This is a genomic window from Candidatus Planktophila versatilis (assembly GCF_002288345.1).
In the GTDB taxonomy this organism is placed as follows: Bacteria; Actinomycetota; Actinomycetes; order Nanopelagicales; family Nanopelagicaceae; genus Planktophila; species Planktophila versatilis_A.
Map to the genome: position 1 here is coordinate 1,080,983 of NZ_CP016781.1, position 23,533 is coordinate 1,104,515.

The window sequence follows — 23,533 nt, forward strand, 5'->3', positions numbered from 1 at the left end:
TGATTACAATTGGAGCATGATTAAATTGACAGGTCTCTTACTGATTTTGTCTGTGGCACTGACTCTCTACACCTTTATTGATTGTGCTCGTCGGGATGAAACGCAAATTCAGAAATTGCCTAAGTGGGGCTGGTTAATCATTATTCTCTTGACTGGAATTTTTGGTCCGATTGCCTATTTGGTTATTGGAAGAAACCCATTGAAGAACCTGCCTAAGCGAAAGCCACAGAAGCGAATCTTGCCTCCTGATGATGACCCAGATTTCTTGCGCAGGATATAGAAACTTCTACAGCCCAGAGTAAGTGTGTTTTCCAGTTCCCCACACGTTGACATATACGTAATTAAATAAGAATGTAGAGCCGGCAAAGATACAGAGCCAGGCAGCTCGGCGTCCGCGCCAACCAACAGTTACACGTGCATGTAAGTAAGCGGCATATGCAACCCAGGTGATAAATGCCCAGGTTTCTTTTGGATCCCAACCCCAGTAACGACCCCAAGCAGCTTCTGCCCAGATGGCGCCGGCAATGACAGAAAATGTCCAGAGTGGAAATACAAATGCAACCAGGCGATAGGAAAGTTGATCCAGAACTTCAAGGCTCGGTACTCGTTGCAACCAAGCAGGACGTGCGCCTCTCACTTCAACTCTTTCAAGATAGAGATAAGCACCTGCGACTACATTTGCAAGTAAGAAGACTCCACCAGAGACAATTGCGGCAATTACATGGATAACAAGCCATGGTGACTTCAACGCAGGAACAAGTGGTGAGCTATCGCGATATAACAGCGTGACTGCTGTGCCAAGTGTGAGAAGAACAGAGATTGATACAAAGAGTCCAAGCCAACGAAGATCGTGCTTTCGCAACGCAATTAAGTAAGCGCCGGTAAATGCAAGTGCTCCGGTGATTGAGAACTCATACATATTTCCCCATGGGACATGCTTGGCAGAAATCCCACGAGAGACAACGCCTGCGAGTAATAAAACGAATCCCAAGATCATCAGGGCTGTCGCGATACGGGCAGTTTTTTCCGTGCGCTTGTAATCTAAAGTTTTTACCAGAAGATTTCCAGCTGTTGAATCTGCATTCTCCGGTGTGCGCACGGCAAAAGCAGTTTCAAATGCATGTGCGATAAATGAAAAGGTGAAAACTGCCATTGCAGAGTAAACGAAGTAGTTAGAGATATAGGCCCACGTAGTCTGCATTACCGCTCTCCCTTAACAAACGAAATAAACTTATCAACTTCTACTTCAAGACCTGGCGCACTATTTTTTGCCAGCCCTGCAACTTCAACTCCACTATCTGTCACGCGAATCCAGATTCTGCGACGACGACCGTAAAGGGAAGTAAGTAGTCCTGCGATGGCAAGAATAGCGCCGATGAGCGCATAACTCTTTCCGGGATCTTGCACTACCTGCAAATTGACCCATGGAAGAACGGTCTCCAGTGTGATGGAGCCACCAGGATAGTTATATGTATCACCCGGCTTAACTGAACCAAGGCCAATCTGCTTCAAGGTAGATGTATCAATTTTGTAAACAGATTGAGGTACTCCGGAATCTAGTCCGAGGTCACCTTCCCAGATAGAAAAGAGTAGTTTCGGATCAAGTAACTCTGGATAGATAGATACCGCACCCTGTGAAGTTGTTCGGGCATTGGTGGGAACAAATGAGGCAACGAAGCCAATGGAAGGTTGCACATCTGGAACCTTGATTGCGCCAATAGATCGTAAGTTTCCATCTTGCGGCAGAAATGGCACGGGGCCTTGAAATACAACGTTCTTAAGTTCATCGCGCACTGTGACTACTGGGCTATACCCATTTGCCTGCAGATATACACGAGCGTTTCCAAAGGTGAGTGGCTTATTGACCTTAATTGTCTGCTTCCGAGTTTTGCCTTCGTCTGTGACCGTCACCCAGGCGGTGTAATCAAGCGGGGCACTTGTCCTTGGATCATATTTGGCATCAAATTTATCAACATTAATTTGAAAAGGTTGCAAAGAATTGTCGCTCTTAAGTTTTCCAAATGAGAGAGAGTCATACGTTGTTGGAACATTGATAAATCGTTCTCCCACGTTCACAATGGCATAACCATTCATACCGAAGAGCGAGCCGAAGCTGACTCCTATCAAGATTAAGATTAAGGAGAGATGAAAGAGTAGGTTTCCAGTTTCTCGCAGATAGCCTTTCTCTGCTGAGATTGAATTCTCCTCAACTCGAAATCGAAATCTATTCTTTCTAAACCAAGTGCTCGCACGCTCAAGAGCGCCCGGTGTGGTTGAAAAGTTTTCGTAATGCGCAAGTCGAGCTAAATTCTTAGGAGTCGCAGGAGGTTTTGCCAGCATTGCTTTGTAGTGTTCAACTGAACGTGGAAGTACGCAACCAATGAGTGAGATAAAAAGAAGTATGTAAATTGCACTAAACCACGGTGAGGCATAGACCTCAAAAAGTGATGCTCGGTCATACCAACGAGCGAGCTCGGGATTGCTACTAAAGAAATCACGGACGGCCATTGGGTTTATTGGTCTTTGCGGAATTAATGAGCCAGGTATTGCCGCTACTCCCATCAGCATGAGAAGAATTAACGCGGTGCGCATGCTTGTCAGCTGTCGCCATGCGTATCTAGATAAAGCCACAAAGCCTAACTCTGGTAACTCTCTCTGTTCTGTCATTAGATCACCGGACTAAAATCTGAGATAAGTGAACGTAGGGAAATCATGAGATCTGACCAGAATCCCAGCAGTTGCAGCACGCCAATCACAATAAGAAGCGAACCACCAAACTTTGTAATTAAGTCACCTCTTCGCACCATGAATTTTCGCAAAGATTGAGATTTATCTAAATACAGGCCGGTGGCAATAAACGGAATTCCAAGACCAAGGCAATAGCCCAACGAAAGAATCGCACCGCGTACCGCACTTGATTCTTGAAAAGCTAAGGTCTGTACCGTGGCAAGGGCTGGGCCAATGCATGGCGTCCAGCCAACACCGAAGAGGAATCCGAGTAGTGGTGCGCCAATAAGTCCACCAGTAGTAGAAATCTTTGGTTTAAGAGTTGGCATCATAGGAAATAGTCCAAGAAAAATGAGCCCCATAAGAATGGTGAATATGCCAAGTACCCGGGTTATTAACTCTTCATTGGTTGCAACGCGCGAGCCAAGTGCTCCGAACAGAGCACCGTAAGAGATAAAGAGTGCGCTAAACCCAGCCACAAATAGGAGTGAGCCAAGAAGCACTTTCCCACGAGAATTCGAAAAGCCGGCAGCGAAGGCGAGGTAGCCAGGCACAAGAGGTAGAACGCACGGAGATATAAATGAGACCACTCCTGCCAATATTGCTAGTGGCATAGCGGTCAGCAAAAATCCACTCATAATCTGATTAACTATAAAATCGGTCATTCTGCCAAAACCTTTTCTATTAAATCCTTCAAGGATGAGACTGTGACGGCACCCGATATGCGTGCGGCGACATTTCCTTGTTTATCAATGACAACTGTTGAGGGAATTGCATTAGCGGGCAGCGATTTTCTAAACCCAATGAGAATTGAGTCATCGATCAAGGTGGGGTACGGAATGTTTCGCTTTCGCACAAATGCTTCAGCATTGACTGGATTATCACGCGTTAATATCCCGATAAATGCCACTTCTGGATACATGGTTGCAAGTGCGGAGAGCGCCGGCTCTTCAGCTCTACATGGTGAGCACCAAGAAGCCCACACATTAACTATGCCGACCTTACCTACTGAATACGTGTAATTGGTTCCAAGTAAGGTCATTCCTGAAATTGCCGGGGCAGGAATGCGATCACTAGAGTTGATAAATGTAACCGCTCCATCGCCAGAGATGTAACTCTCTTCCGCTTTCGATGCACCACCATTGCTGCATCCCACCAACAGCAAGAGCGCCATAACTACCGGAATAAATTTTTTCATTTTATTTCTGTGGCAAAAGATGCTTTGCTGGTTCGGAGTAGGAGGTTCCAGAAATCATTCCCTCGTCATCAAAGTGAACGCTAGTCACCGATGCCAATGTGCACTGGCGCTTGCGTGGGTCGTGAATCAGTCTTCGCCCCTCAATGGCACTTCTGAGAATCCAGATAGGTAGTTGATGTGAGACAACAATTGCATCTTTACCTTGCGCAGCATCTCGTGCTTGAAAAACAGCAGCTAACATCCGTGAAATTTGCTCTTCATAAGGTTCACCCCATGATGGTTTCCAGGGATTAACCAGATGTTTCCATGATGATGGGTGTCTAAGAACTCCGCTACCAAGTTCGAATTTCTTACCTTCAAATATGTTGGCCGCTTCAATCAATTTTTCATCTGTAGTGATATCAAGTGAGTGTGCCCGCGCAATTGGTGTCGCTGTTTCTTGCGCACGCTGTAGCGGTGAGGCATGTACTGCGCCGAGATCAATTGACTTAGACCAATCACCAATCACCTGCGCCATCTCTTGCCCGCGCTGTGACAGTCGCCATCCGGGTTGGCGGCCATAGAGAATTTTTTCAGGATTCTCCACTTCACCATGACGGATAACGTGGACAATCGAACTCATGCCCCTAATCATAAAGCGTCTATTTCTACCGCGTATCGCTAGGGTAGTGACATGGCACTCACAGCAAATCGAGCCGCCTTTTTCGATGTAGATAACACCCTCGTGCGAGGGTCCACCCTCTACTTTCTCGGACGAGGCATGTACCAGCGCGGCTTCTTCACAAAAGCCGATATCTCTCGATTCGTGGTCGCCAACCTACGTTTTCGCATGACAGGTACGGAAAAGAAGGAAGTAATTGAAAAGTTCCAAAATGCGGCTACTGATTTTATCGGTGGCCATAAAGTTGAAGAGATTAAAAAAGTTGGAGAAGAGATTTACGATGAATTCGTCTCACCAAAATTGTGGCAAGGAACATTTGAGATTGCAAAATCTCATCTAGATCGCGGTGAAGAAGTTTGGTTGGTAACTGCGGCGCCTCAAGATATGGCAGACATCATCGCTCAACGTCTCGGATTAACAGGAGCACTTGGCAGTAAGGCAAGTATTAAAAATGGTGTCTACACCGGTGAACTAGAAGGAAAACTTCTGCACGGAATAGAGAAGGCAAAAGCAATACAAAGACTTTCAGACGAACATGGATTTATCCTCCAGGATTGCTATTCATACTCAGATAGCCACAACGACATTCCTTTGTTGCAAGCGGTGGGCCACCCTTGCGCAATAAACCCTGATGCGATTCTTCGTATTCGCGCACTTGCAGAAGGATGGCCAATTCACGATTTTCGTAGAGCTCGATTCGTCAACCGTTTACTTGGGCCAGCTGTCAGCAGACTTGCTGCCCTTGCAACCCTGCTCTCTCCTCGCAAACGCTAACTCGATTGGCACATCAACGGCACTAACGGCTATCGTTGGCAGGTTATGGAAATTCGTTCTTACGCCGATTACCTACGCGCACTCGATGATGCCGCGCTCATCGCCATATTTTCATATCGTCCTGATCTGATCACTCCGGTTCCACCAGATATCGCAAGCCTGGCAGTGCGTGCATCTTCTGCACCCAGTCTTGCCCGCGCAGTTGATGGACTAAACAAGTGGCAGCTCCAGGTTCTTGAAGCGTGTGCCGTGATGAATGAACCATTTACGGAAAAGGAAATTGCTTCGGTCACAGAAAAGTCTGCCCTCTTTGTTCTGCCTGGGCTAATTGATCGAGGTCTGATCTATCAGGATAAAGATGGTCTTCGCGTGCCATCAACGCTGCGGGAAGTGCTCGGAAATGAAATTGCTGGACTCGGCCCCGCATCTCTTGGAACTCTTAAGTTAAAGAAATTAGAAGAAGCACCGGATGCAGCAAAGAAAGTTCTTGATGCCATGCTCTGGGGACCACCACGCGGTGCCATCAGTGATCTGAAGAAGCCATCTGCTGGTGTTCAGTGGTTATTAGATGAAAAGTTTCTGATTGCATTTAATCAACAAACCGTTGTTATGCCGCGCGAAGTAGCGCTGTACTTGCGTGGAAATAAAGTTCATCGCCAACTTGAAAACGTTCAGCCCTCAGTTACTGGCACTTCCCGTGATCTGCGTAATGTGCAACTAGCTGCGATTGCAAATATCACCACCTTCCTTCGCTGGACAGAAGAAGTATTGAATTTTTGGGCGCAAGAGCCTGCCACCGCCCTTCGTTCTGGTGGCTTAGGTGTGCGAGAACTAAAGGAGCTATCGGCTCATTTAGGTGTCGATGAAACGTGTGCGGCATTTGTTGCAGAAGTTTCATATCTTGCAGGGCTGCTCACAATTGATCCGGATGACAAAATATTGCCTACTCACCAATTTGATATCTGGCTTACCCAGAGTGTTTCTGTGCGTTGGCAATCACTGGCATCTGCTTGGTATATCTCATCACGAATGTCAGGTCTTGTTGGCAAAGAGGGACAGAAGAATGTTGCACCACTAGGGCCCGAGTTAGATCGTTCAATGGCTGTGGCCACCAGACGATTGGTTTTGCAACTGCTTAGTGAAAATTCTGCTATCGCTCCAGATTTAGATTCACTACATCAATCTGCGCAGTGGCTGGCACCGAGTAAACGCTCTGGTGGGCTGCAACTCGATTACGTGACATGGACGCTGCGCGAAGCCGAATGGCTGGGAATTACCGGCCAAGGAGTTATCTCCGCATACGGTATTGATTTCTTGCAGGGTGGCGACAATGAATCGATTAATACAGATCTGCCACAGCCTGTTGATCACATACTTATTCAGAGTGATAACACCGCAATCGCACCAGGGCCACTAGAACATGAAGTAGCGCAAGATTTAGCCCTGATTGCAGATGTGGAATCACGGGGTGGTGCAACTGTCTATCGATTCTCGGAAAGCTCGATTCGCAGAGGACTCGATCATGGACGCACTGGTGAGGAAATTACTAAATTCCTAGCCAAGACATCTAAAACTCCTATGCCGCAACCACTTGAGTACTTAATCGCCGATGTTGCCAAGAAACATGGAAAATTGCGTGTGGGAAATACCGCTTCATTTATTCGTTGCGAAGATTCAGCTCTCATTACCCAAATCATGGGAGATAAGCGACTTGAGATCTTGGGCCTGCGCAAGATTGCACCTGAAGTACTTATTTGTGGCCACGATGCAGCAGAGACGATGAATGTGTTGCGCAGTTGTGGCTACTTGCCTGCAGCAGAAGATTCTCGCGGCCTTCTTTTGAGCGGCCCGCGAATTCAACGAGCGCAAAGTAAGGCACGGCCTCCAAGAATTATCGGTGAAATTGATCGCCCCGATGAAATTCATATTCAAGGAGCTTTGCGAGCGCTTCGCACCGGTGAGAAATCAAGTCGTAAGCAGAGCACCATGCGCAATATTGCAACAGAGGCGTTGGGTTCACTTCCTCGCACAACTGCAAATGAAACCCTCGAACTCTTAAGTGATTACTTGCAGAATCAACCATCAACATCGCTCTCTATTGGCTATGCCGATAACAATGGCCTCGTTTCTCACCGCATTATTGATCCCTTAAAACTCTCTGCCGGCTCGCTAGTCGCGCGAGATCACGCCACTGGTGAAGTGCAGACCTTTAGAATCGCTCGAATCACAGGGGTGGCTGCGCTATGACAAGCGAGAAGGTGGCCCAATACGGCAGACTTGAGCCTATGTTGGCCGCCCTAGAAGCACTTGTTCGCTGTGAATCACCCAGCGATGATCTTGGTGCATGTCGGTCGGTTGTCACACTTGCCAGTGATATTGCCACACGCGTACTCGGTGTTCCAGCACAGATAAAAGAAATTGAAGGTCGACCTGTTTTTTGGTGGGGCGCAGAATCACCTGATGTGGTCATTCTTGCTCACCTCGACACCGTCTGGCCGATTGGTTCCTATCAACCTATCTGGGAGATCAAGGGTGATGTTCTGCGCGGGCCTGGCACATTTGATATGAAGGCTGGATTTATTCAAGCACTCTATGCCCTTAAGGGAATTGAAGGCTCGGTTGCCCTCATTGCAACTACCGATGAAGAGACCGGAAGTCATTGCTCAAAAGCTTTGATTAAAGAAGTCTCCTCAAAGGCGAAGGCAGTTCTAGTACTTGAAGCATCACTTGATGGAAAGGTGAAGACAGGTCGGAAAGGAACTGCGATGTATCAGATTGCAGTTCATGGCCTGGCATCTCATGCTGGCCTTGAACCTGAAAAGGGAGTCAACTCCACTACTGAGATTGCTCATTTAATTCTTAAGCTTTCCGCTCTGGAAAATAGTGAACACGGAACCACAGTTGTGCCAACTCTGCTCAGCTCCGGAAATACAACAAATACCGTTCCTGATTTAGCGACACTTGATATTGATGCCCGCTCATTTTCACAATCAGAACTTGAAAGGATTGATCGCGAGATTCGTACGCTCGTTGCCGAAAATCCCAGCGCTCGCATTGAAGTTACTGGCGGGCTGAATCGTCCCCCACTACAACCCACTTCTACCAAAGCACTCTACGAGCGAGCCGAGAAAGTTGCGGCAGCAATGGGAATGCCTGCTTTAGGTTCGGCAGAAGTAGGTGGGGCTAGTGATGGAAACTTTGCTGCAGCAGCTGGTGCGCAAGTTCTAGATGGACTTGGTGCCGTCGGTGGCGGTGCCCATGCACCACATGAATGGGTCAGTATTTCCTCCATGCAACCTCGCAGTGATTTCCTGCATGCCTTTATTAAGGATTTACTCTCATGAGCGATGGCCCATTAATCGTCCAGAGCGATAAAACACTTCTTCTTGATGTTGACCACATACTTTCTACTGAGTGCAGACGTGCGATTGCACCTTTTGCGGAGTTAGAGCGCTCCCCTGAACATATTCATACCTACCGCTTAACCAATCTTGGACTCTGGAATGCACGCGCTGCTGGACACGATGCAGAGCTAGTAATTGATACTCTGATTAAGTATTCGCGCTATGCAGTTCCTCATTCACTACTTGTTGATGTTGCCGAAACGATGTCTCGCTATGGTCGCCTGCGACTAGAAGCTGACCCCGTTCATGGACTTATCCTTGCCACCACTGACGTTGGAGTGCTAGAAGAAGTAATTCGTGCAAAGAAGATCGCTCCGCTACTTGGTATAAGAATTGATAATGAAACAATTGCCGTTCACCCCAGCCAACGCGGTCAGATCAAGCAATCACTTCTGCGCCTTGGCTGGCCAGCCGAAGATTTTGCTGGCTATGTCGATGGCCAAGCACATGAGATTGCGCTCAAGCAAGATGGCTGGAAGATTCGCCAATACCAAGAGCATGCCGCCGAAGGATTTTGGCATGGTGGTTCAGGTGTTGTAGTTCTTCCGTGTGGAGCTGGAAAGACGATTGTGGGCGCTGCTGCAATGGCGCATGCGAAGGCGACAACTCTAATTCTTGTCACCAACACCATTGCTGCCCGTCAATGGCGCTCTGAATTACTTAAGCGCACAACCCTTAATGATGATGAGATTGGCGAATACTCTGGCTCAAAGAAAGAGATTCGCCCAGTAACAATTGCCACATACCAAGTGATGACAAAGAAGAAGAACGGTGTCTATGCCCACCTTGACCTCTTTGATACTCACGACTGGGGGCTGATCATCTATGACGAAGTGCATCTACTTCCTGCGCCAATCTTTCGTTTCACAGCCGATATTCAATCGCGCAGACGGTTAGGCCTGACTGCAACTCTTGTCCGGGAAGATGGCATGGAGGGTGAAGTCTTCTCACTCATCGGTCCTAAGCGTTTTGATGTTCCTTGGAAAGAGATTGAGGCCCAGGGTTATATCGCACCAGCTGAATGTATTGAGGTGAGAGTAAATCTCACCGAAGCCGAGCGCCTTGCCTATGCAACTGCCGAGCCAGAAGAACGTTACCGATATTGCGCAACTACTCGAACCAAGCGAAATGTTGTCGAAGAGATTGTGGCTCACCATGCCAATGAGCAGATTCTTGTGATTGGTCAGTATCTGGATCAACTCGATGATTTATCAGAAACTCTTGGAGTTCCGGTGATTAAAGGTGAAACACCGCAGAAAGAACGGGAACGTTTATTTGCGGCATTTCGCACCGGTGAAATTACCTGTCTTGTTGTCTCAAAGGTTGCAAACTTTTCTATTGATCTACCAGAGGCAACAATTGCTATTCAGGTTTCCGGAGCCTTTGGTTCTCGCCAAGAGGAAGCACAACGTTTAGGGCGAATTTTGCGACCTAAGGCAGATGGTCGTGGGGCAATATTTTATTCAGTGGTTTCACGAGACACTATTGATCAAGACTTTGCTCAAAACCGCCAACGTTTCTTAGCGGAGCAAGGTTATTCATACCGAATTATTGATGCTGACGATATTTTTCAAGGCAAGTTCTAAATCTCACCGGATCTACTCTGTAGAAATCGTGGTGCTCGCCATTGATATGAATGACTGGAACCTCTGTTCCATATAGTTTTTCAAGCTCGGCGTTACCATCGATATAAAGTGTTTCCAAAGTAAAAACTAACTCTTTTCGCAAATCTTCAAGTGTTTTCTCCGCAATTTCACAGAGATGACAGCCTTGGCGTGAATAAACCGTGACTGTGACCATGACTGCATTCTCGCATCCTGATAGCGTTGGGCGCTATGAGAGGCATGAAACGCACAGCAGCCTGCGCTCTCACAATCTTCACTCTTGCTCTCTCCCTCCTTGCTCCAGTTCAGTCTTATGCTCTTAATAATTTCAAGGTCGCACCATCTACTTCATGGGGATACATCTACGCTGGGCCCTCACTTACTAAGGCGCAGACTCGTTCGCCAAAGGTTGCGTATTTAGAACAAAAGTCAAAGTTTCTCGTTACCTATCAGAATTTTCCAGAATGGGCGAAGAAGGATTTACAAGCAGCAGTAGATATATGGGGAGCTAATTTTAAGTCGAGTGTTCCAATTACTATCGAGGCAACCTGGAATCGTGTTGCAGCCAACGGTGTTCTGGGGAGCGCGCGACCAGGAAATTACTATTCCGGCTTTGATGGCGCACCTGATCCCAGTCTTTGGTATCCATCGGCTCTTGCCAATGCTCTGGCTGGCAAAGATTTAGATTCTGAAAATCCAGAGATGGTTATCCAAGTGAATTCAGCTGCGGGTTGGAATACTCGAAACGATGGCACTCCGCGAGTTAATGAATACGATCTCCAATCTGTCTTCTTGCACGAAATGGGACATGGCCTAGGTTTTCTCTCAACTGATTCCTACGACAAATTCTTTGGGTATGGAACTATTGAACAACCCACACCATATGATGCATATGCACAGTTACCGGATGGTCGAAGACTTGCCGACCTTCCTTCGCCATCAGTTGAACTCGGCAAAGCACTGACATCAACTCTTGTGTGGTCTGGCGCCCTTGGAATAGCAGCCAACGGCGGTGTGAAACCACTTCTTTATACACCTGTGCGATATGAAGAAGGATCTTCTGTCAGCCATTTAGATGAAGAGACTTATTCAAAATCTGAACTCAATCGCATCATGACACCGAATCTTGATGCCGGTGAAGTCTTCCGTGAACCAGGCCCGCTTCTACTTGCCATGATGGAAGATATGCGTCGCAAGCCTCCGGTGGGTGTGGCTGTTGGAATTCCGCAAGCTGTAAGAAATGCAGCGGCGCTGATCTCTGATGGCGCTGTCATTGTTACCTTCGACCCACCAGCGAATGCCCGATCCGCGCAAATTACTAGTTACTCGGTCCGTAACCTCAAGACAGATCAAGTGATAAGTGGAATGTCATCCCCGATAACCTTTACTGGCCTTAAGAATGGCACCAGTTATCCCTTCAGCATTGTGGCTTCAAATTCCAATGGAACTTCTGATGCCGTGATTACCGCACCAGTTGCCCCGACCGCAGCATGGAAGCGATTTGTGATCGATGATTCATCTGATGCTACGAATGTGACCAGCATTAACTTCAATAGAAAACCCACTCTACTCTATACCGATTCCAATAGTGGGCGTCTGAAGATTGCTACTTGGGAAGGTAAGAGTTGGAGGAAGCTCACGATTGATGGCGCAGGTGGAAGCACTCCGCGCACTAAACACCCAATCACCAGTCCAATTTCAACATGTGTGAATGGATCAGGAACGAGTCAAACTCTGCATATCTTCTACTCCGAAAAGGTAGATCGAGATCTGCGCTATGCACGTTATGACGGCAAGTCATTTACCTATGAAATCATCGATGGAAATGGCACTGCCGTAAATGACTACAAAGATCCAATTCGTGTGCGCACTGCAAGTGATGTCAGCGTTTCAAGCGCCTGCGTTGCAACAGCAGCCGGAATTCAAGTCTTCTATCGTGATGAGAGCCAAGGCATTCTCCTTGGCGCATCAAAGCTAAAGAGTGCAACGAAATGGAGCTATGAGTTAGTCGATGGTGATCGTAAGACTGATGGCCGCAGCACAGGCGATGTGGCATTCCACCTCAAGGCTATCTTTGATGGCAAGAAGACCTTTGTAGTTTATGACTCTGTTCTCACAATTAATCAGCGCAAAGAAGCAACATCAGGTGAAGTGCGGGTTGCTTCACGCGACACACTATCCACTGTGCCTTGGAGTTATTACAACCTCGATGCTTCCGGGTCCTTTACTCCGATGACTGGCTACGATATTTCTATTGCAAAGACTCTTAAGGGAATCAGTGCTAGTTGGATGATTGCAAGTCCGGCAACGATGCCGAGCCCTAATCGAATTCGTTGGAGCACACTAGCGAGCACTCCTGAACAAAATGTGGTTACCCCTGAAAACTTTGGTGCCCCAAGTAAATTCCTTAATACAGATGGCAACGCAACAGCATTTAATTGCGCTCAGAGGTTATGCGTTCTAGATCATTCAAAGAGCACGCCAACCATTAAGTTAGTCTCTACCGAGGAAAACTCAGCTGGAATTTCCTCAGCCTGGGTTGTCGTAAATGGAGTTCGATATTTAGTTGCCGGCTATAAAGGCCAGCTCTCGATGTTTCGTCCCTAGATTTAACGGGCAGCGATACGAAATATGGCTGGTGATTGATCCGCATTGAGCGCAAGGCCCACAATTCCCAATTCTTTTGAGTACGCAAGTGCCAGCGGGTCACTTAGTTCGCTAGAGCCAAATGCACCAGTCATTACACCTTTTGCATCAAATGCCACAACCAGTAGCTGTGCCTTACTTGGCTTCCATCCTGTAATGGATGCAATCGCAGATTTTGAACCCATCGCTGCATAACTTATTCCAGCTCCTGCGATGGCACGTGATTGACCGGTGGAAGCAAACCTTATTGTCCAAGTGGGTACAAATGTCGAAGTGAATTTTGTAATCGCAGTCTCGGTAGTTTTCCCAACCTTCACGTAACCACTTAAGAGCAAACTTGAATCGGCACTTAACCAGGAGCGATCGCCTTTGATGGCAGAACTACGAACCACAGAAGCGATTGCTCCTGCTTTGGAGACTTTAACAAGTACACCGTCTCGAACCCCAGCTAACTTCTTTCCGCCTAGTGTTTCGGTACTGGAACCAAATAGTGATGAACTTCCATCACTATTTCGAACAACAGTGTTAATTGTGGTCTTGGATGTTCCAATACTTGCTTGTCGTGAGAATTCACCAGCAGCACTCATGTTCTGCAGAAACGGTTTCTCTGAAAGAACGCCAACGATTGATAACCCAGATTTGTTCACAGAAATTGAGTTGATCAGGCCAGGAAGATCGTGTTGAGATGTATAGGTTGCAAGCAGTTCACCTACGGGGGAAATCTTCCACACAGTGAGTACGTTGAGATCTCCTCGCAATTCTTCAGCGGCTTCCAATGTGATTGCATCGGGGTTTTCGGCTACGACAGATGCTGTTTCTGTAAAAGCACTCTTTGCTTGCGATGAAAAGCCTGCCAGCCACACATTTGCTGCACCATCAACAGTTGTTGCCATCGCCACTTCATCAACACCTGAATCAATGACCTTCTGCCAGAGTGAGACTCCAGCGCCATTAACAGCGCTCAGCACAATATCGGTTGTTTGTGAATCTACCGTTGCAATGGTGATGATGGAGGAGGCAGATACCGCCAGCATTTCTGCGCCAGGAACGCTAAGAACCGTCGTCACTTTTTTCACTGCGACTTTCTTTTGAACAGCTTGTGCTGATGGAGCCAGCGCTACGGACATTACAAGAAGTAGTGCAATTCTTTTCATTACTGCGCTAACTCTGCTGCACGTTTGGCAGAGGCAGCCATCGCATCTGCAACAATCTTCGAAATTCCTGCTTCATTAAAGACGCCAAGTGCTTCGGCGGTTGCACCTTTCAGGCTGGTGACTTTCTCACGAAGAACTGTTGGGCTATCACCTGACTCTTCTAGCATGGCCGCAGAGCCAACGATTGTTTGCACAGTAAGAGTTGTTGCATCTTCACGGGAAAGACCCAGTGCGATAGCTCCATCAATCATTGCTTCCACAAATCGGAAGAAGTAGGCAGGACCTGAGCCACTTGTTCCGGTGAGTGCATTTTGTAACTCTTCTGGAATAAGAAGTGATTTGCCAGTTGCGGTCAGTAATTGATCAACAAACTTCTTCTGATCTTCAGTGACGCCGGTAGCCAGTGAATAACCAGCCATCCCTTTACCAAGAAGGGTTGGGGTGTTTGGCATCACACGGACGATAGCTGTATGGCCACTTAGACCTTCTGAGATTGCGGCGATGGTTTTGCCAGCAAGGAGGGAGATCACCAGAGTTTGGGGACGCAGATGCGGCGCAATTTCAGGCAATAACTCTGAGAGACCCTGGGGCTTTATTCCTAGAAGCAGAACATCAGATGAAGAGATGGTTTCAGCTAAGCCAACAACTGTGACACCGTACTTCTTTGCCAGCTCTTGGCCGCGCTCTTGTCTGCGTACAACAATGGCAATTGAAGAGGGTTGTAATCCAGATCGAATAAGGGCTGCAATAAATGCTTCTCCCATCGTTCCGGCACCGATGATGCCAACTCTGGAGATGCCTTTGTAATTAGCCATGGCGAAAGAGTACGCGTAGGCTCTGCGACTATGTCAGAGATAAAGCCAGGTTTCGCACGTGATTGGGTCGAATTTGCAGATCCAAATGATGAAGAAGAAATATTCAAGTGCGACCTCACATGGTTGACCTCATTCTGGACCTGTATCTATGGCGATGGCTGCCAAGGTGTATTTAAGGATCGCCCCAATGATGGATGCTGCACCGAAGGTGCGATGTATTCAGATGAGGATGATGAAGAACGCGTTCGTAAGGCAGCGCAATATCTGACCCCTGAAATGTGGCAATTCTATGAAGAGGCTCGCCCAAAGAAACCTGGCGGCAAACTTCGCATTACCGATTTAGATGAAGATAAAGAACGCAAGACTCGCACCGTCAATAATGCCTGCATATTCCTTAACCGCAAAGGTCATGAGGCACCAGGATTTACCGGATCATTTGGTTGCGTTCTGCATCACCTGGCACAGCAGCGTGAAATTCACTTTGTAGATACAAAACCTGATGTCTGTTGGCAACTTCCCTTACGTCGCAGTTTTGAAACTCGCGAAGTGGGCGAACGTGAATACCAAATCACCGTCATTGGCGAATATGAACGTCTTGCATGGGGCGATGGTGGAGATGATTTTGATTGGTACTGCACAAGTAATACCGATGCTCACGTCGGTAGTGAACCTGTCTATATTTCCAACAAGGCCGAATTGCAACAACTCATGGGTAAAGATGCCTATGCAGTTCTTGCCCAGCATTGCGATAAGCGCATTGCTGGCATCAAAGATGCTCAAGCTCGCTCGCTGCCGCTCTTTGTTATTCAACACCCAGCAACAATCGCAGCCGGTAAGTAGTCAGTTCTCTGGTCTAATCTAGGACTATGGCCAAAGTTGAGAAGGACCCATTTCGCTGTTTTGAATGCGGCTGGAGTTCACAGAAGTGGGTTGGTCGCTGCGGAGAATGCCAGGCGTGGGGCACAGTTGAAGAACTTGCCGCGCCAAAGAAGCTCTCACTCGTTGCAGGTTCGGTAACTAATAGAGCAACAGCTATTGGCGATGTCGACCTATCTGCCGCGCACGCAAGACCAACCGGAGTATCAGAGTTAGATCGAGTTCTCGGTGGCGGACTTGTACCAGGTGCGGCCATATTGCTTGCCGGTGAACCCGGTGTTGGTAAATCAACTCTCCTGCTTTCCGTAGCTGCCCAAAGTGCGGCAAAAGGAATTCCGGCGCTCTATATCTCTGGTGAAGAATCCGCATCCCAAGTTCGACTACGCGCAGAGCGCATCAAAGCAATTGATCCGCAATTATTTCTGGCATCCGAGACAGATTTAGGTGCTGTCATTGCCCACATCGATGCCGTCAAGCCTGAATTACTCATCATCGACTCGGTTCAAACTATCGGTTCATCAACTGCCGATGGCTCACCGGGCGGAGTAACACAGGTGCGAGAAGTAGCTGGGGCGCTCATTCGCATCTGCAAAGATCGTGATATCACTCTGCTATTAGTTGGCCATGTGACAAAAGACGGATCAATTGCTGGTCCGCGTTTACTTGAACATATCGTCGATGTAGTTCTTCAATTCGAAGGCGAGCGTCATTCACGACTTCGCCTTATTCGTGCAATTAAGAATCGTTTTGGCGCTAGCGATGAAGTTGGTTGCTTTGATTTAAGTGATACTGGAATAGAGAGTGTGCTGGACCCCACAGGGCTATTTACTTCTCGTCACACCGAACCAGTTCCTGGAACGTGTGTCACCGTAACCCTCGAGGGTCGTCGCCCACTTCTTGCCGAGATTCAAGCACTAGTAAGTGCTGGGCGTGAGAATGATTTTGGAAATGCACGGCGGGTAACTAGTGGACTCGATGCAGCGCGCACCTCAATGACACTTGCAGTTCTTGAGTTACGTGCCCACGTTCGAGTAGGTGGGCGCGATGTCTATGCGGCAACTGTTGGCGGCATGAAGATGTCCGAACCTGCCGCCGATTTAGCTCTCGCACTTGCAGTTGCATCAGCCGCTAAAGGCTTAGCGCTACCGGCTGATCTTGTTGCCATTGGCGAAGTGGGGTTGGCAGGTGAGATTCGTAAAGTAAGCGGTGTTTCTCGGAGGTTAGCTGAGGCTTATCGCCTAGGTTTCAAGCGCGCTTTGGTTCCAGCTGGCTCTGATGTGAAGATTGATGGAATGGAGATTGTCGAAGTCTCTCGTCTTGATCAAGCTCTGGCGCGCGTAAAAATCACTGGTGATTAATGTACGAGAAAGAAATCATCTCCTGGTTTAAAAGCAATAAGCGTGATCTCCCTTGGCGAAAGACAGATGCCTGGGGTGTACTAGTTTCTGAATTTATGTTGCAGCAAACTCCAGTCACTCGCGTACTTCCTGTCTATACCGAATGGATTAAGCGCTGGCCCACTGCCGCATCCCTTGCTAAGGCCACACCTGCAGAAGTCATTACTGCGTGGGGACGCCTTGGCTATCCACGTCGGGCACTGCGTTTGCATGAATGTGCCAAGGTAATTACAACAGAATATAAAGGACGTATTCCGCGCGAGGAGGCAGAGCTACGCGCACTGCCCGGAATCGGTGAATACACAGCCGCTGCCATGGTTGCCTTCGCCTTTAACGATCGCTCACTTGTTCTTGATATCAATATCCGAAGACTCTTTGCCAGGCTTTATGACGGAGTAGAAACTCCCAAAGCTTCGGCAACCAAAGCTGAGAAATCTCGCTATAAAGAGTTGATCCCAAAGCACGAGGCGCACGTGTGGGCGGCGGCAACGATGGAGTTGGGCGCTCTTATCTGCACATCGCAGACTCCGAAGTGTGGAATCTGTCCGGTGGCAAAGGATTGCGCCTGGCGAAGTTTGGATTACCCGAAATCAGATATCGTCAAACGGCGACAAACGTGGCATGGCACAGATAGACAGTGCCGAGGCGCGATTGTGCAAGCACTGCGTGAAAATCAACTCTTAAAAAAGAGCGAGATTGCGCAGTTGTGGGATGTGCCCTCGCAATTAGAGAAGGCGCTTCTTACGCTATTAGATGATGGCTTGATTGAAGCACGTGGAAAGAGTAGTTACTCACTTCCCCGCAATTAAGCACGCGCAACTAAGCAGTAGGTGCCTCGGCTAAATCCTCTGGGCTATCTGGCATTAATACCTTTGGCGAACCCTTAAAGGTGAACTTCGCATCAGCATCAACGCCTTCAACATCGACCACAATGATCTCGCCGGCCTTGAGCTCTCCAAAGAGAATTCGCTCAGAGAGTGAATCTTCGATCTCTCGTTGAATAACTCGACGAAGTGGACGTGCACCAAGAAGTGGGTCATAACCTCGAGCTGCAAGGAGGTCTTTGGCAGCCTGGGTGAGTTCGATACCCATATCTTTTGCCTTCAAGCGCTCATCAAGGTTGGCAATCATGAGATCAACAATCTGAATGATCTGATCCTTAGTGAGCTGGTGGAAGACGATGACATCATCGATGCGGTTAAGGAACTCTGGGCGGAAATGGTTCTTGAGTTCGTCTTGAACCTTACCCTTCATGCGATCGTAATTTGTGAGGTCATCATCGGCATTAGCGAAACCAAGTCCGAGTGATTTGGAGATATCACGTGTTCCAAGGTTGGTAGTCATGATGATGACTGTGTTTTTAAAGTCAACAGTGCGACCTTGCGCATCAGTGAGGCGACCATCTTCAAGGACTTGTAGGAGAGAGTTGAAGATATCTGGATGTGCCTTTTCGATTTCATCAAAGAGCACAACTGAGAACGGACGACGACGCACCTTCTCAGTGAGCTGACCGCCTTCGTCATAACCCACATATCCCGGAGGGGAGCCAAATAAACGTGATGCAGTGTGACGTTCTGAATATTCAGACATATCAAGTTGAATCAACGCTGTTTCATCACCGAACAAAAATGATGCCAGGGTGCGAGAAAGTTCTGTCTTACCAACTCCAGAAGGTCCAGCGAAGATAAATGATCCACCCGGGCGCTTTGGATCTTTAAGACCAGCACGTGTGCGGCGGATTGCTTGTGAAAGAGCCTTGATTGCTTGATCTTGACCGATCACACGGCGATGGAGTTCATCTTCCATGCGAAGCAAGCGAGCAGTCTCTTCTTCAGTTAACTTAAAGACTGGAATACCAGTTGAAGCAGATAAGACTTGAGCAATGAGCTCTTCATCAACCTCAGTGACCTTATCGAGGTCTGTAGCCTTCCAATTCTTTTCCGCTTCTTGCTTCTGTTGCAGAAGTGTCTTCTCGTTATCGCGGAAAGATGCTGCACCTTCAAAGTCTTGCGCATCAATGGCTGACTCCTTGGCTTTGCGAGCCTCGGCAATCTTGTCATCAAATTCGCGAAGTTCAGCAGGAGCTGTCATGCGCTTAATGCGAAGACGTGATCCTGCCTCATCAATAAGGTCAATTGCCTTATCAGGAAGGAAGCGATCTGAAACATAACGATCTGCCATATTTGCAGCCGCTGCTAGAGCGCCATCAGTAATTGAGACGCGGTGGTGTGTTTCATAGCGATCGCGAAGACCCTTAAGAATTTCAATGGTGTGCGCAACTGATGGCTCTTTCACCTGGATAGGTTGGAAGCGGCGTTCTAGCGCTGCATCTTTTTCGATGTGCTTACGGTATTCATCAAGTGTGGTTGCACCGATTGTCTGGAGCTCACCACGTGCCAGCATCGGCTTTAAAATACTTGCGGCATCGATAGCACCTTCGGCCGCACCTGCGCCGACAAGGGTATGAATCTCATCGATGAAGATAATAATGTCACCACGTGTCTTAATTTCTTTTAGGACTTTCTTCAGGCGCTCTTCGAAATCACCACGGTAGCGAGAACCCGCAACGAGTGCACCGAGATCTAGTGAGTAGAGCTGCTTATCTTTCAAAGTTTCTGGAACATCGTTCTTGGCAATTGCTTGAGCAAGGCCTTCAACTACCGCAGTCTTACCAACTCCCGGTTCACCAATAAGAACTGGGTTATTTTTTGTGCGGCGAGAGAGAATCTGCATCACACGTTCAATTTCTAATTCGCGCCCGATAACAGGATCGAGTTTGCCTTCACGCGCTGCTGCTGTGAGATTGCGACCAAATTGATCAAGTACAAGTGAAGTTGAAGGTGTTCCTTCAGCCGGACCACCTTGGGCAACAGTCTCTTTGCCTTGATAGCCGGAGAGAAGTTGGATTACTTGTTGACGGACTCGGTTGAGATCTGCGCCAAGCTTTACGAGAACTTGTGCGGCAACGCCTTCGCCTTCGCGAATGAGCCCAAGCAAAATATGTTCGGTACCAATGTAGTTGTGTCCGAGCTGAAGTGCTTCCCGCAGTGAGAGCTCAAGAACTTTCTTTGCACGAGGAGTAAATGGAATATGACCACTTGGTGCTTGTTGACCTTGGCCAATGATTTCTTCTACCTGCGCGCGAACACCTTCGAGTGAGATGCCGAGTGATTCCAGACCTTTAGCAGCAACGCCTTCACCTTCATGAATCAGGCCAAGGAGGATGTGTTCAGTGCCAATGTAATTGTGATTGAGCATGCGTGCTTCTTCTTGAGCTAGGACAACTACTCGTCGAGCTCGATCGGTAAAGCGCTCAAACATTGGCGGACTCCTTTATTTCTATCTTTCGATGTGCTGGCGGTAAGCCTATAACCCCGCCCGGGCAAGGCGCGAGGTAGAAAGCTACTTGCCTCATAGAACCCTAAATATGGGGTGAATATTCCCCCGGATTACTAGCGGTGGCCGGGTTTTAGAGAGTACGCAGCATCCGGGTATTGCCCAGGGTATTTGGCTTGACCGATTCGAGATCCAGGAATTCGGCGACGCCAGCATCATAGGAACGAAGTAGCTGTTGATAGACATCATGATCAACTGGCGTGCCTTGGATCACTTCAAAACCATGTCGGCCAAAGAACTCAGTTTGAAATGTGAGACAGAAGATTCGCTGCACTCCGACGTGGCGAGCTCTATCAATGATTGCTTCCATAATCAGATGTCCAACACCTTTTTTATGCCAATTCTTATCCACCGCAACTGTTCGAACTTCTGCTAAATCTTCCCAGAGCACGTGCAGCGCTCCGCAACCAATAATGACACCATCTTCTTCAGCGACGATAAATTCTTGAACACTTTCATAAAGCGTGACGGTTTCTTTTGCCAGCATTTGTCCGGGCGCCGCATATGAATCTACAAGTTCACGAATTGCCTTAACATCAGAAGTCTTTGCCGAACGAATAATTGTCATGGCTAATCAACTTCCGGTTTTACTAGCGGGAACAAAATAGTTTCACGAATTCCAAGACCTGTGAGCGCCATGAGCAAACGATCAACGCCCATTCCCATTCCACCCATAGGAGGCATGCCAAACTCCATTGCGCGTAAGAAATCTTCATCTACTTGCATTGCTTCCAAATCACCTTTAGCTCCAAGTTGAGCCTGCTCCACTAAGCGATTACGTTGAATGACTGGGTCAATAAGTTCGGAGTACCCAGTTGCTAACTCAAATCCATCGACATAGAGATCCCATTTTTCAACCATGCCTGGCAGCTCGCGGTGAGCACGCACCAAAGGTGAGGTGTCTACTGGATAGCCCATCACAAAGGTTGGCTCAACTAACTTATCTTTTGCTACATGTTCAAAGATCTCTTCGGCGAGCTTGCCTGTTACCCACTTCGGGTCAATCTTCATGCCAAGTTTTGTCGCATATTTCTTTAGTTCATCGATAGAAGTCAACGCCGTTACCGTCTCGCCAACACCTTGCGAAATTGCGTCGTAGAGCGAAATCTCTTTCCATGTGCCGCCAAGGTCTGCCTGACGTCCATCGTGATGGGTAACAACGTGAGAACCCGACACGGCAACGGCTGCATCTTGAACCAGCGAACGAGTGAGATCTGCAATGGTGCGCCAATCACCGTATGCCATATATGACTCGACCATTGCAAACTCTGGTGAGTGAGAAGAATCGGCGCCCTCATTACGGAAATTTCGATTAATTTCAAAGACGCGTTCAATACCGCCCACAACGCAACGCTTTAAGAAGAGTTCTGGAGCAATACGCATATACAAATCCATGTCATAAGCGTTGCTAAAAGTCTTAAATGGACGTGCCGTTGCCCCACCATGCATGACTTGCAGCATAGGTGTCTCTACTTCGATAAAGCTCTGTGAGTGAAAAGTTTCGCGAAGTGAGCGCATTACATTGGGGCGCATGCGAGCAGCGCTGCGCGCTTCTGAGCGAACAATAAGATCGACATAACGCATGCGAACGCGCGTCTCTTCCGACATCGGCTTGTGATCATTAGGTAGTGGTCGTAGCGATTTCGATGCCAAGGTCCAAGAATTAGCAAGAATAGATAGCTCACCGCGCTTAGAGGTTATGATTTCACCAGTGACTGAAACAATGTCACCTAAATCAATATCTGATTTCCAGGCATCAAGTTGCACTTCGCCGACTTTATCCAGGGATAACATCGCTTGCAGCTCTGTTCCATCTCCTTCGCGCAACGTTGCAAAACAAAGTTTTCCAGTGTCGCGCTTAAAAATTATTCGCCCGGTAAGACTTTCAATATCTCCGGTAGCGATATCGGTTTCAAGACCCACGTATTTTTCACGAATCTCTGACAATGATTTAGTTCGAGCAACTGCCACCGGATATGGCTCAATTCCACGCTCAAGTAGGCTGGCGCGCTTCTCGCGACGAATCCGAAGTTGCTCCGGTAGATCGTCCTCTTGTGCGGGTGAGTTATCGGTGGTCATGGTGGCGCACAGTCTATCGTTTTTGGCAGTAGAACTAGTGAGAGTTCTTCTCGTGGATAAGGCGAAGTCCAATCAAAGTCAGGTCTGGCTCATGCTCATCAATGGTTTCTGAAACTCCAATAATGAGCGGGGCTAATCCACCCGTTGCAATAACTATCGGTGCTTTCTCATAACTTTGCGCAAGTTCATCAGTAATGCGTTCGACAAGGCCATCAACCTGTCCCGCAAATCCATAGATTGTTCCTGATTGCAAAGCTTCTACGGTGTTCTTGCCAATGACATTCTTTGGTCTGATTAATTCAACTTTTCGTAATTGCGCAGCTCGTGCTGCTAATGCATCGACAGAAATTTCAATACCGGGAGCAAGTGCGCCGCCCAGAAACTCACCTTTGGGTGAAACAACATCGAGATTTGTAGAAGTTCCGAAGTCAACAACTATTGCAGGTCCGCCATAGAGAGTATGCGCAGCTAGTGTGTTAACAATTCGGTCTGCGCCTATCTCCTTGGGATTATCTACCAGTAATTGCACGCCAGTCTTTGTTCCTGGTTCCACGATTGTCACCGGGGTATCACTGAAATATGTATCAATCATGGTTCGCAATTCGCGAAGGGTAGCCGGGACAGAGGAACAGATGGAAAGTGCAGCGACTTCATAACCGGTAACAAGTGCGCTGTATTGCAACCATAGTTCATCAGCTGTTGTGCGGGGATCAGTCTTTACCCGCCAGGACCTAATGAGAGATTCTTTTTCAAATACCCCTAGAACTGTATTTGTATTTCCAACGTCAATAGTTAACAACAT

Annotated in this window: 21 protein-coding genes; 9 read left to right on the top strand and 12 right to left on the bottom strand. The window is 47.9% G+C overall.

From position 1 onward, the window contains the following. The first annotated feature begins 16 nt into the window (after nucleotides 1-16). Nucleotides 17-280 carry a PLD nuclease N-terminal domain-containing protein gene (locus A1sIIB142_RS05605; protein ID WP_095675273.1) on the top strand — a complete coding sequence of 88 codons (264 nt, stop codon included), beginning with the start codon at nucleotides 17-19 and terminating at the stop codon, nucleotides 278-280. A 6-nt stretch (nucleotides 281-286) separates the two neighbouring features. Here the strand turns inward: A1sIIB142_RS05605 and ccsB are convergent, their stop codons facing one another. Genes ccsB through A1sIIB142_RS05630 form a run of 5 tightly spaced genes read right to left on the bottom strand, consistent with a single transcriptional unit; the run spans nucleotide 287 to nucleotide 4,547 of the window. Beyond that, entirely contained in the window at nucleotides 287-1,201 is a 915-nt protein-coding gene (gene ccsB / locus A1sIIB142_RS05610) for a c-type cytochrome biogenesis protein CcsB (protein WP_095693968.1), read from the bottom strand. Then, nucleotides 1,201-2,667: a cytochrome c biogenesis protein ResB gene (gene resB / locus A1sIIB142_RS05615; RefSeq protein ID WP_095693969.1), complete on the bottom strand. Its 1,467-nt coding sequence runs from the start codon at nucleotides 2,665-2,667 to the stop codon at nucleotides 1,201-1,203. The genes ccsB and resB overlap by 1 nt, the downstream gene beginning before the upstream one ends. Then, the gene (locus A1sIIB142_RS05620; RefSeq protein WP_095693970.1) at nucleotides 2,667-3,392 is read right to left on the bottom strand and encodes a cytochrome c biogenesis CcdA family protein; all 726 of its coding nucleotides are present in this window, start codon (nucleotides 3,390-3,392) and stop codon (nucleotides 2,667-2,669) included. Before A1sIIB142_RS05620 ends, resB begins: the two co-directional genes overlap by 1 nt. After that, nucleotides 3,389-3,925, bottom strand: coding sequence for a TlpA family protein disulfide reductase (locus A1sIIB142_RS05625; RefSeq protein WP_095675277.1), 537 nt, complete (start codon nucleotides 3,923-3,925; stop codon nucleotides 3,389-3,391). Before A1sIIB142_RS05625 ends, A1sIIB142_RS05620 begins: the two co-directional genes overlap by 4 nt. A 1-nt stretch (nucleotide 3,926) precedes the next feature. Next, the gene (locus A1sIIB142_RS05630; RefSeq protein ID WP_095693971.1) at nucleotides 3,927-4,547 is read right to left on the bottom strand and encodes a histidine phosphatase family protein; all 621 of its coding nucleotides are present in this window, start codon (nucleotides 4,545-4,547) and stop codon (nucleotides 3,927-3,929) included. A 51-nt stretch (nucleotides 4,548-4,598) separates the two neighbouring features. Between A1sIIB142_RS05630 and A1sIIB142_RS05635 the strand changes: the two genes are divergently transcribed. From A1sIIB142_RS05635 to A1sIIB142_RS05650, 4 genes are read left to right on the top strand one after another with little or no spacing between them, the layout of a single operon-like run. Further along, nucleotides 4,599-5,360 (top strand): HAD family hydrolase, encoded by a 762-nt coding sequence (locus A1sIIB142_RS05635; protein ID WP_095675279.1) that lies wholly within the window; start codon nucleotides 4,599-4,601, stop codon nucleotides 5,358-5,360. A gap of 45 nt (nucleotides 5,361-5,405) precedes the next feature. Continuing rightward, nucleotides 5,406-7,607: a helicase-associated domain-containing protein gene (locus A1sIIB142_RS05640; protein ID WP_095693972.1), complete on the top strand. Its 2,202-nt coding sequence runs from the start codon at nucleotides 5,406-5,408 to the stop codon at nucleotides 7,605-7,607. Further along, complete coding sequence (locus A1sIIB142_RS05645) at nucleotides 7,604-8,704, top strand: M20/M25/M40 family metallo-hydrolase (protein ID WP_223299185.1); 1,101 nt, start codon at nucleotides 7,604-7,606, stop codon at nucleotides 8,702-8,704. Before A1sIIB142_RS05640 ends, A1sIIB142_RS05645 begins: the two co-directional genes overlap by 4 nt. Next, nucleotides 8,701-10,350, top strand: a complete 1,650-nt coding sequence (locus A1sIIB142_RS05650; protein ID WP_095685037.1) for a DNA repair helicase XPB — start codon at nucleotides 8,701-8,703, stop codon at nucleotides 10,348-10,350. Before A1sIIB142_RS05645 ends, A1sIIB142_RS05650 begins: the two co-directional genes overlap by 4 nt. Here A1sIIB142_RS05650 and A1sIIB142_RS05655 read toward each other — a convergent pair. Continuing rightward, nucleotides 10,313-10,564 carry a glutaredoxin family protein gene (locus tag A1sIIB142_RS05655; protein WP_095693973.1) on the bottom strand — a complete coding sequence of 84 codons (252 nt, stop codon included), beginning with the start codon at nucleotides 10,562-10,564 and terminating at the stop codon, nucleotides 10,313-10,315. The genes A1sIIB142_RS05650 and A1sIIB142_RS05655 overlap by 38 nt on opposite strands. Nucleotides 10,565-10,608: 44 nt before the next feature. On the opposite strand from A1sIIB142_RS05655, the gene A1sIIB142_RS05660 reads away from it, so the two are divergent. Then, nucleotides 10,609-12,975: a fibronectin type III domain-containing protein gene (locus A1sIIB142_RS05660; RefSeq protein WP_223299186.1), complete on the top strand. Its 2,367-nt coding sequence runs from the start codon at nucleotides 10,609-10,611 to the stop codon at nucleotides 12,973-12,975. A 2-nt stretch (nucleotides 12,976-12,977) separates the two neighbouring features. Here A1sIIB142_RS05660 and A1sIIB142_RS05665 read toward each other — a convergent pair whose 3' ends face one another. Then, nucleotides 12,978-14,168 (bottom strand): hypothetical protein, encoded by a 1,191-nt coding sequence (locus tag A1sIIB142_RS05665; protein ID WP_095693975.1) that lies wholly within the window; start codon nucleotides 14,166-14,168, stop codon nucleotides 12,978-12,980. After that, a complete protein-coding gene (gene proC, locus A1sIIB142_RS05670; protein WP_190283254.1) occupies nucleotides 14,168-14,983 on the bottom strand; it encodes a pyrroline-5-carboxylate reductase in 816 nt (271 codons plus the stop codon). Before proC ends, A1sIIB142_RS05665 begins: the two co-directional genes overlap by 1 nt. Before the next feature lie 30 nt (nucleotides 14,984-15,013). Here proC and A1sIIB142_RS05675 point away from each other — a divergent pair, with 30 nt between their 5' ends. The 3 genes from A1sIIB142_RS05675 to A1sIIB142_RS05685 are packed head-to-tail and all read left to right on the top strand — an operon-like array spanning nucleotide 15,014 to nucleotide 18,065. Beyond that, nucleotides 15,014-15,823, top strand: a complete 810-nt coding sequence (locus tag A1sIIB142_RS05675) for a DUF3109 family protein (RefSeq protein ID WP_095685041.1) — start codon at nucleotides 15,014-15,016, stop codon at nucleotides 15,821-15,823. Between the two features lie 26 nt (nucleotides 15,824-15,849). Further along, complete coding sequence (gene radA / locus A1sIIB142_RS05680) at nucleotides 15,850-17,217, top strand: DNA repair protein RadA (RefSeq protein ID WP_095693976.1); 1,368 nt, start codon at nucleotides 15,850-15,852, stop codon at nucleotides 17,215-17,217. Then, nucleotides 17,217-18,065, top strand: a complete 849-nt coding sequence (locus A1sIIB142_RS05685) for an HhH-GPD family protein (protein ID WP_095693977.1) — start codon at nucleotides 17,217-17,219, stop codon at nucleotides 18,063-18,065. The genes radA and A1sIIB142_RS05685 overlap by 1 nt, the downstream gene beginning before the upstream one ends. A gap of 10 nt (nucleotides 18,066-18,075) precedes the next feature. On the opposite strand, the gene A1sIIB142_RS05690 is transcribed toward A1sIIB142_RS05685, so the two are convergent. From A1sIIB142_RS05690 to A1sIIB142_RS05705, 4 genes are all read right to left on the bottom strand, one after another. Further along, nucleotides 18,076-20,577: an ATP-dependent Clp protease ATP-binding subunit gene (locus tag A1sIIB142_RS05690; protein ID WP_095693978.1), complete on the bottom strand. Its 2,502-nt coding sequence runs from the start codon at nucleotides 20,575-20,577 to the stop codon at nucleotides 18,076-18,078. A gap of 148 nt (nucleotides 20,578-20,725) precedes the next feature. Continuing rightward, nucleotides 20,726-21,220, bottom strand: a complete 495-nt coding sequence (locus A1sIIB142_RS05695; protein ID WP_095693979.1) for an amino-acid N-acetyltransferase — start codon at nucleotides 21,218-21,220, stop codon at nucleotides 20,726-20,728. A gap of 2 nt (nucleotides 21,221-21,222) precedes the next feature. Next, nucleotides 21,223-22,731: a lysine--tRNA ligase gene (lysS, locus tag A1sIIB142_RS05700; protein ID WP_095693980.1), complete on the bottom strand. Its 1,509-nt coding sequence runs from the start codon at nucleotides 22,729-22,731 to the stop codon at nucleotides 21,223-21,225. Between the two features lie 34 nt (nucleotides 22,732-22,765). Further along, complete coding sequence (locus A1sIIB142_RS05705; RefSeq protein ID WP_095693981.1) at nucleotides 22,766-23,533, bottom strand: type III pantothenate kinase; 768 nt, start codon at nucleotides 23,531-23,533, stop codon at nucleotides 22,766-22,768.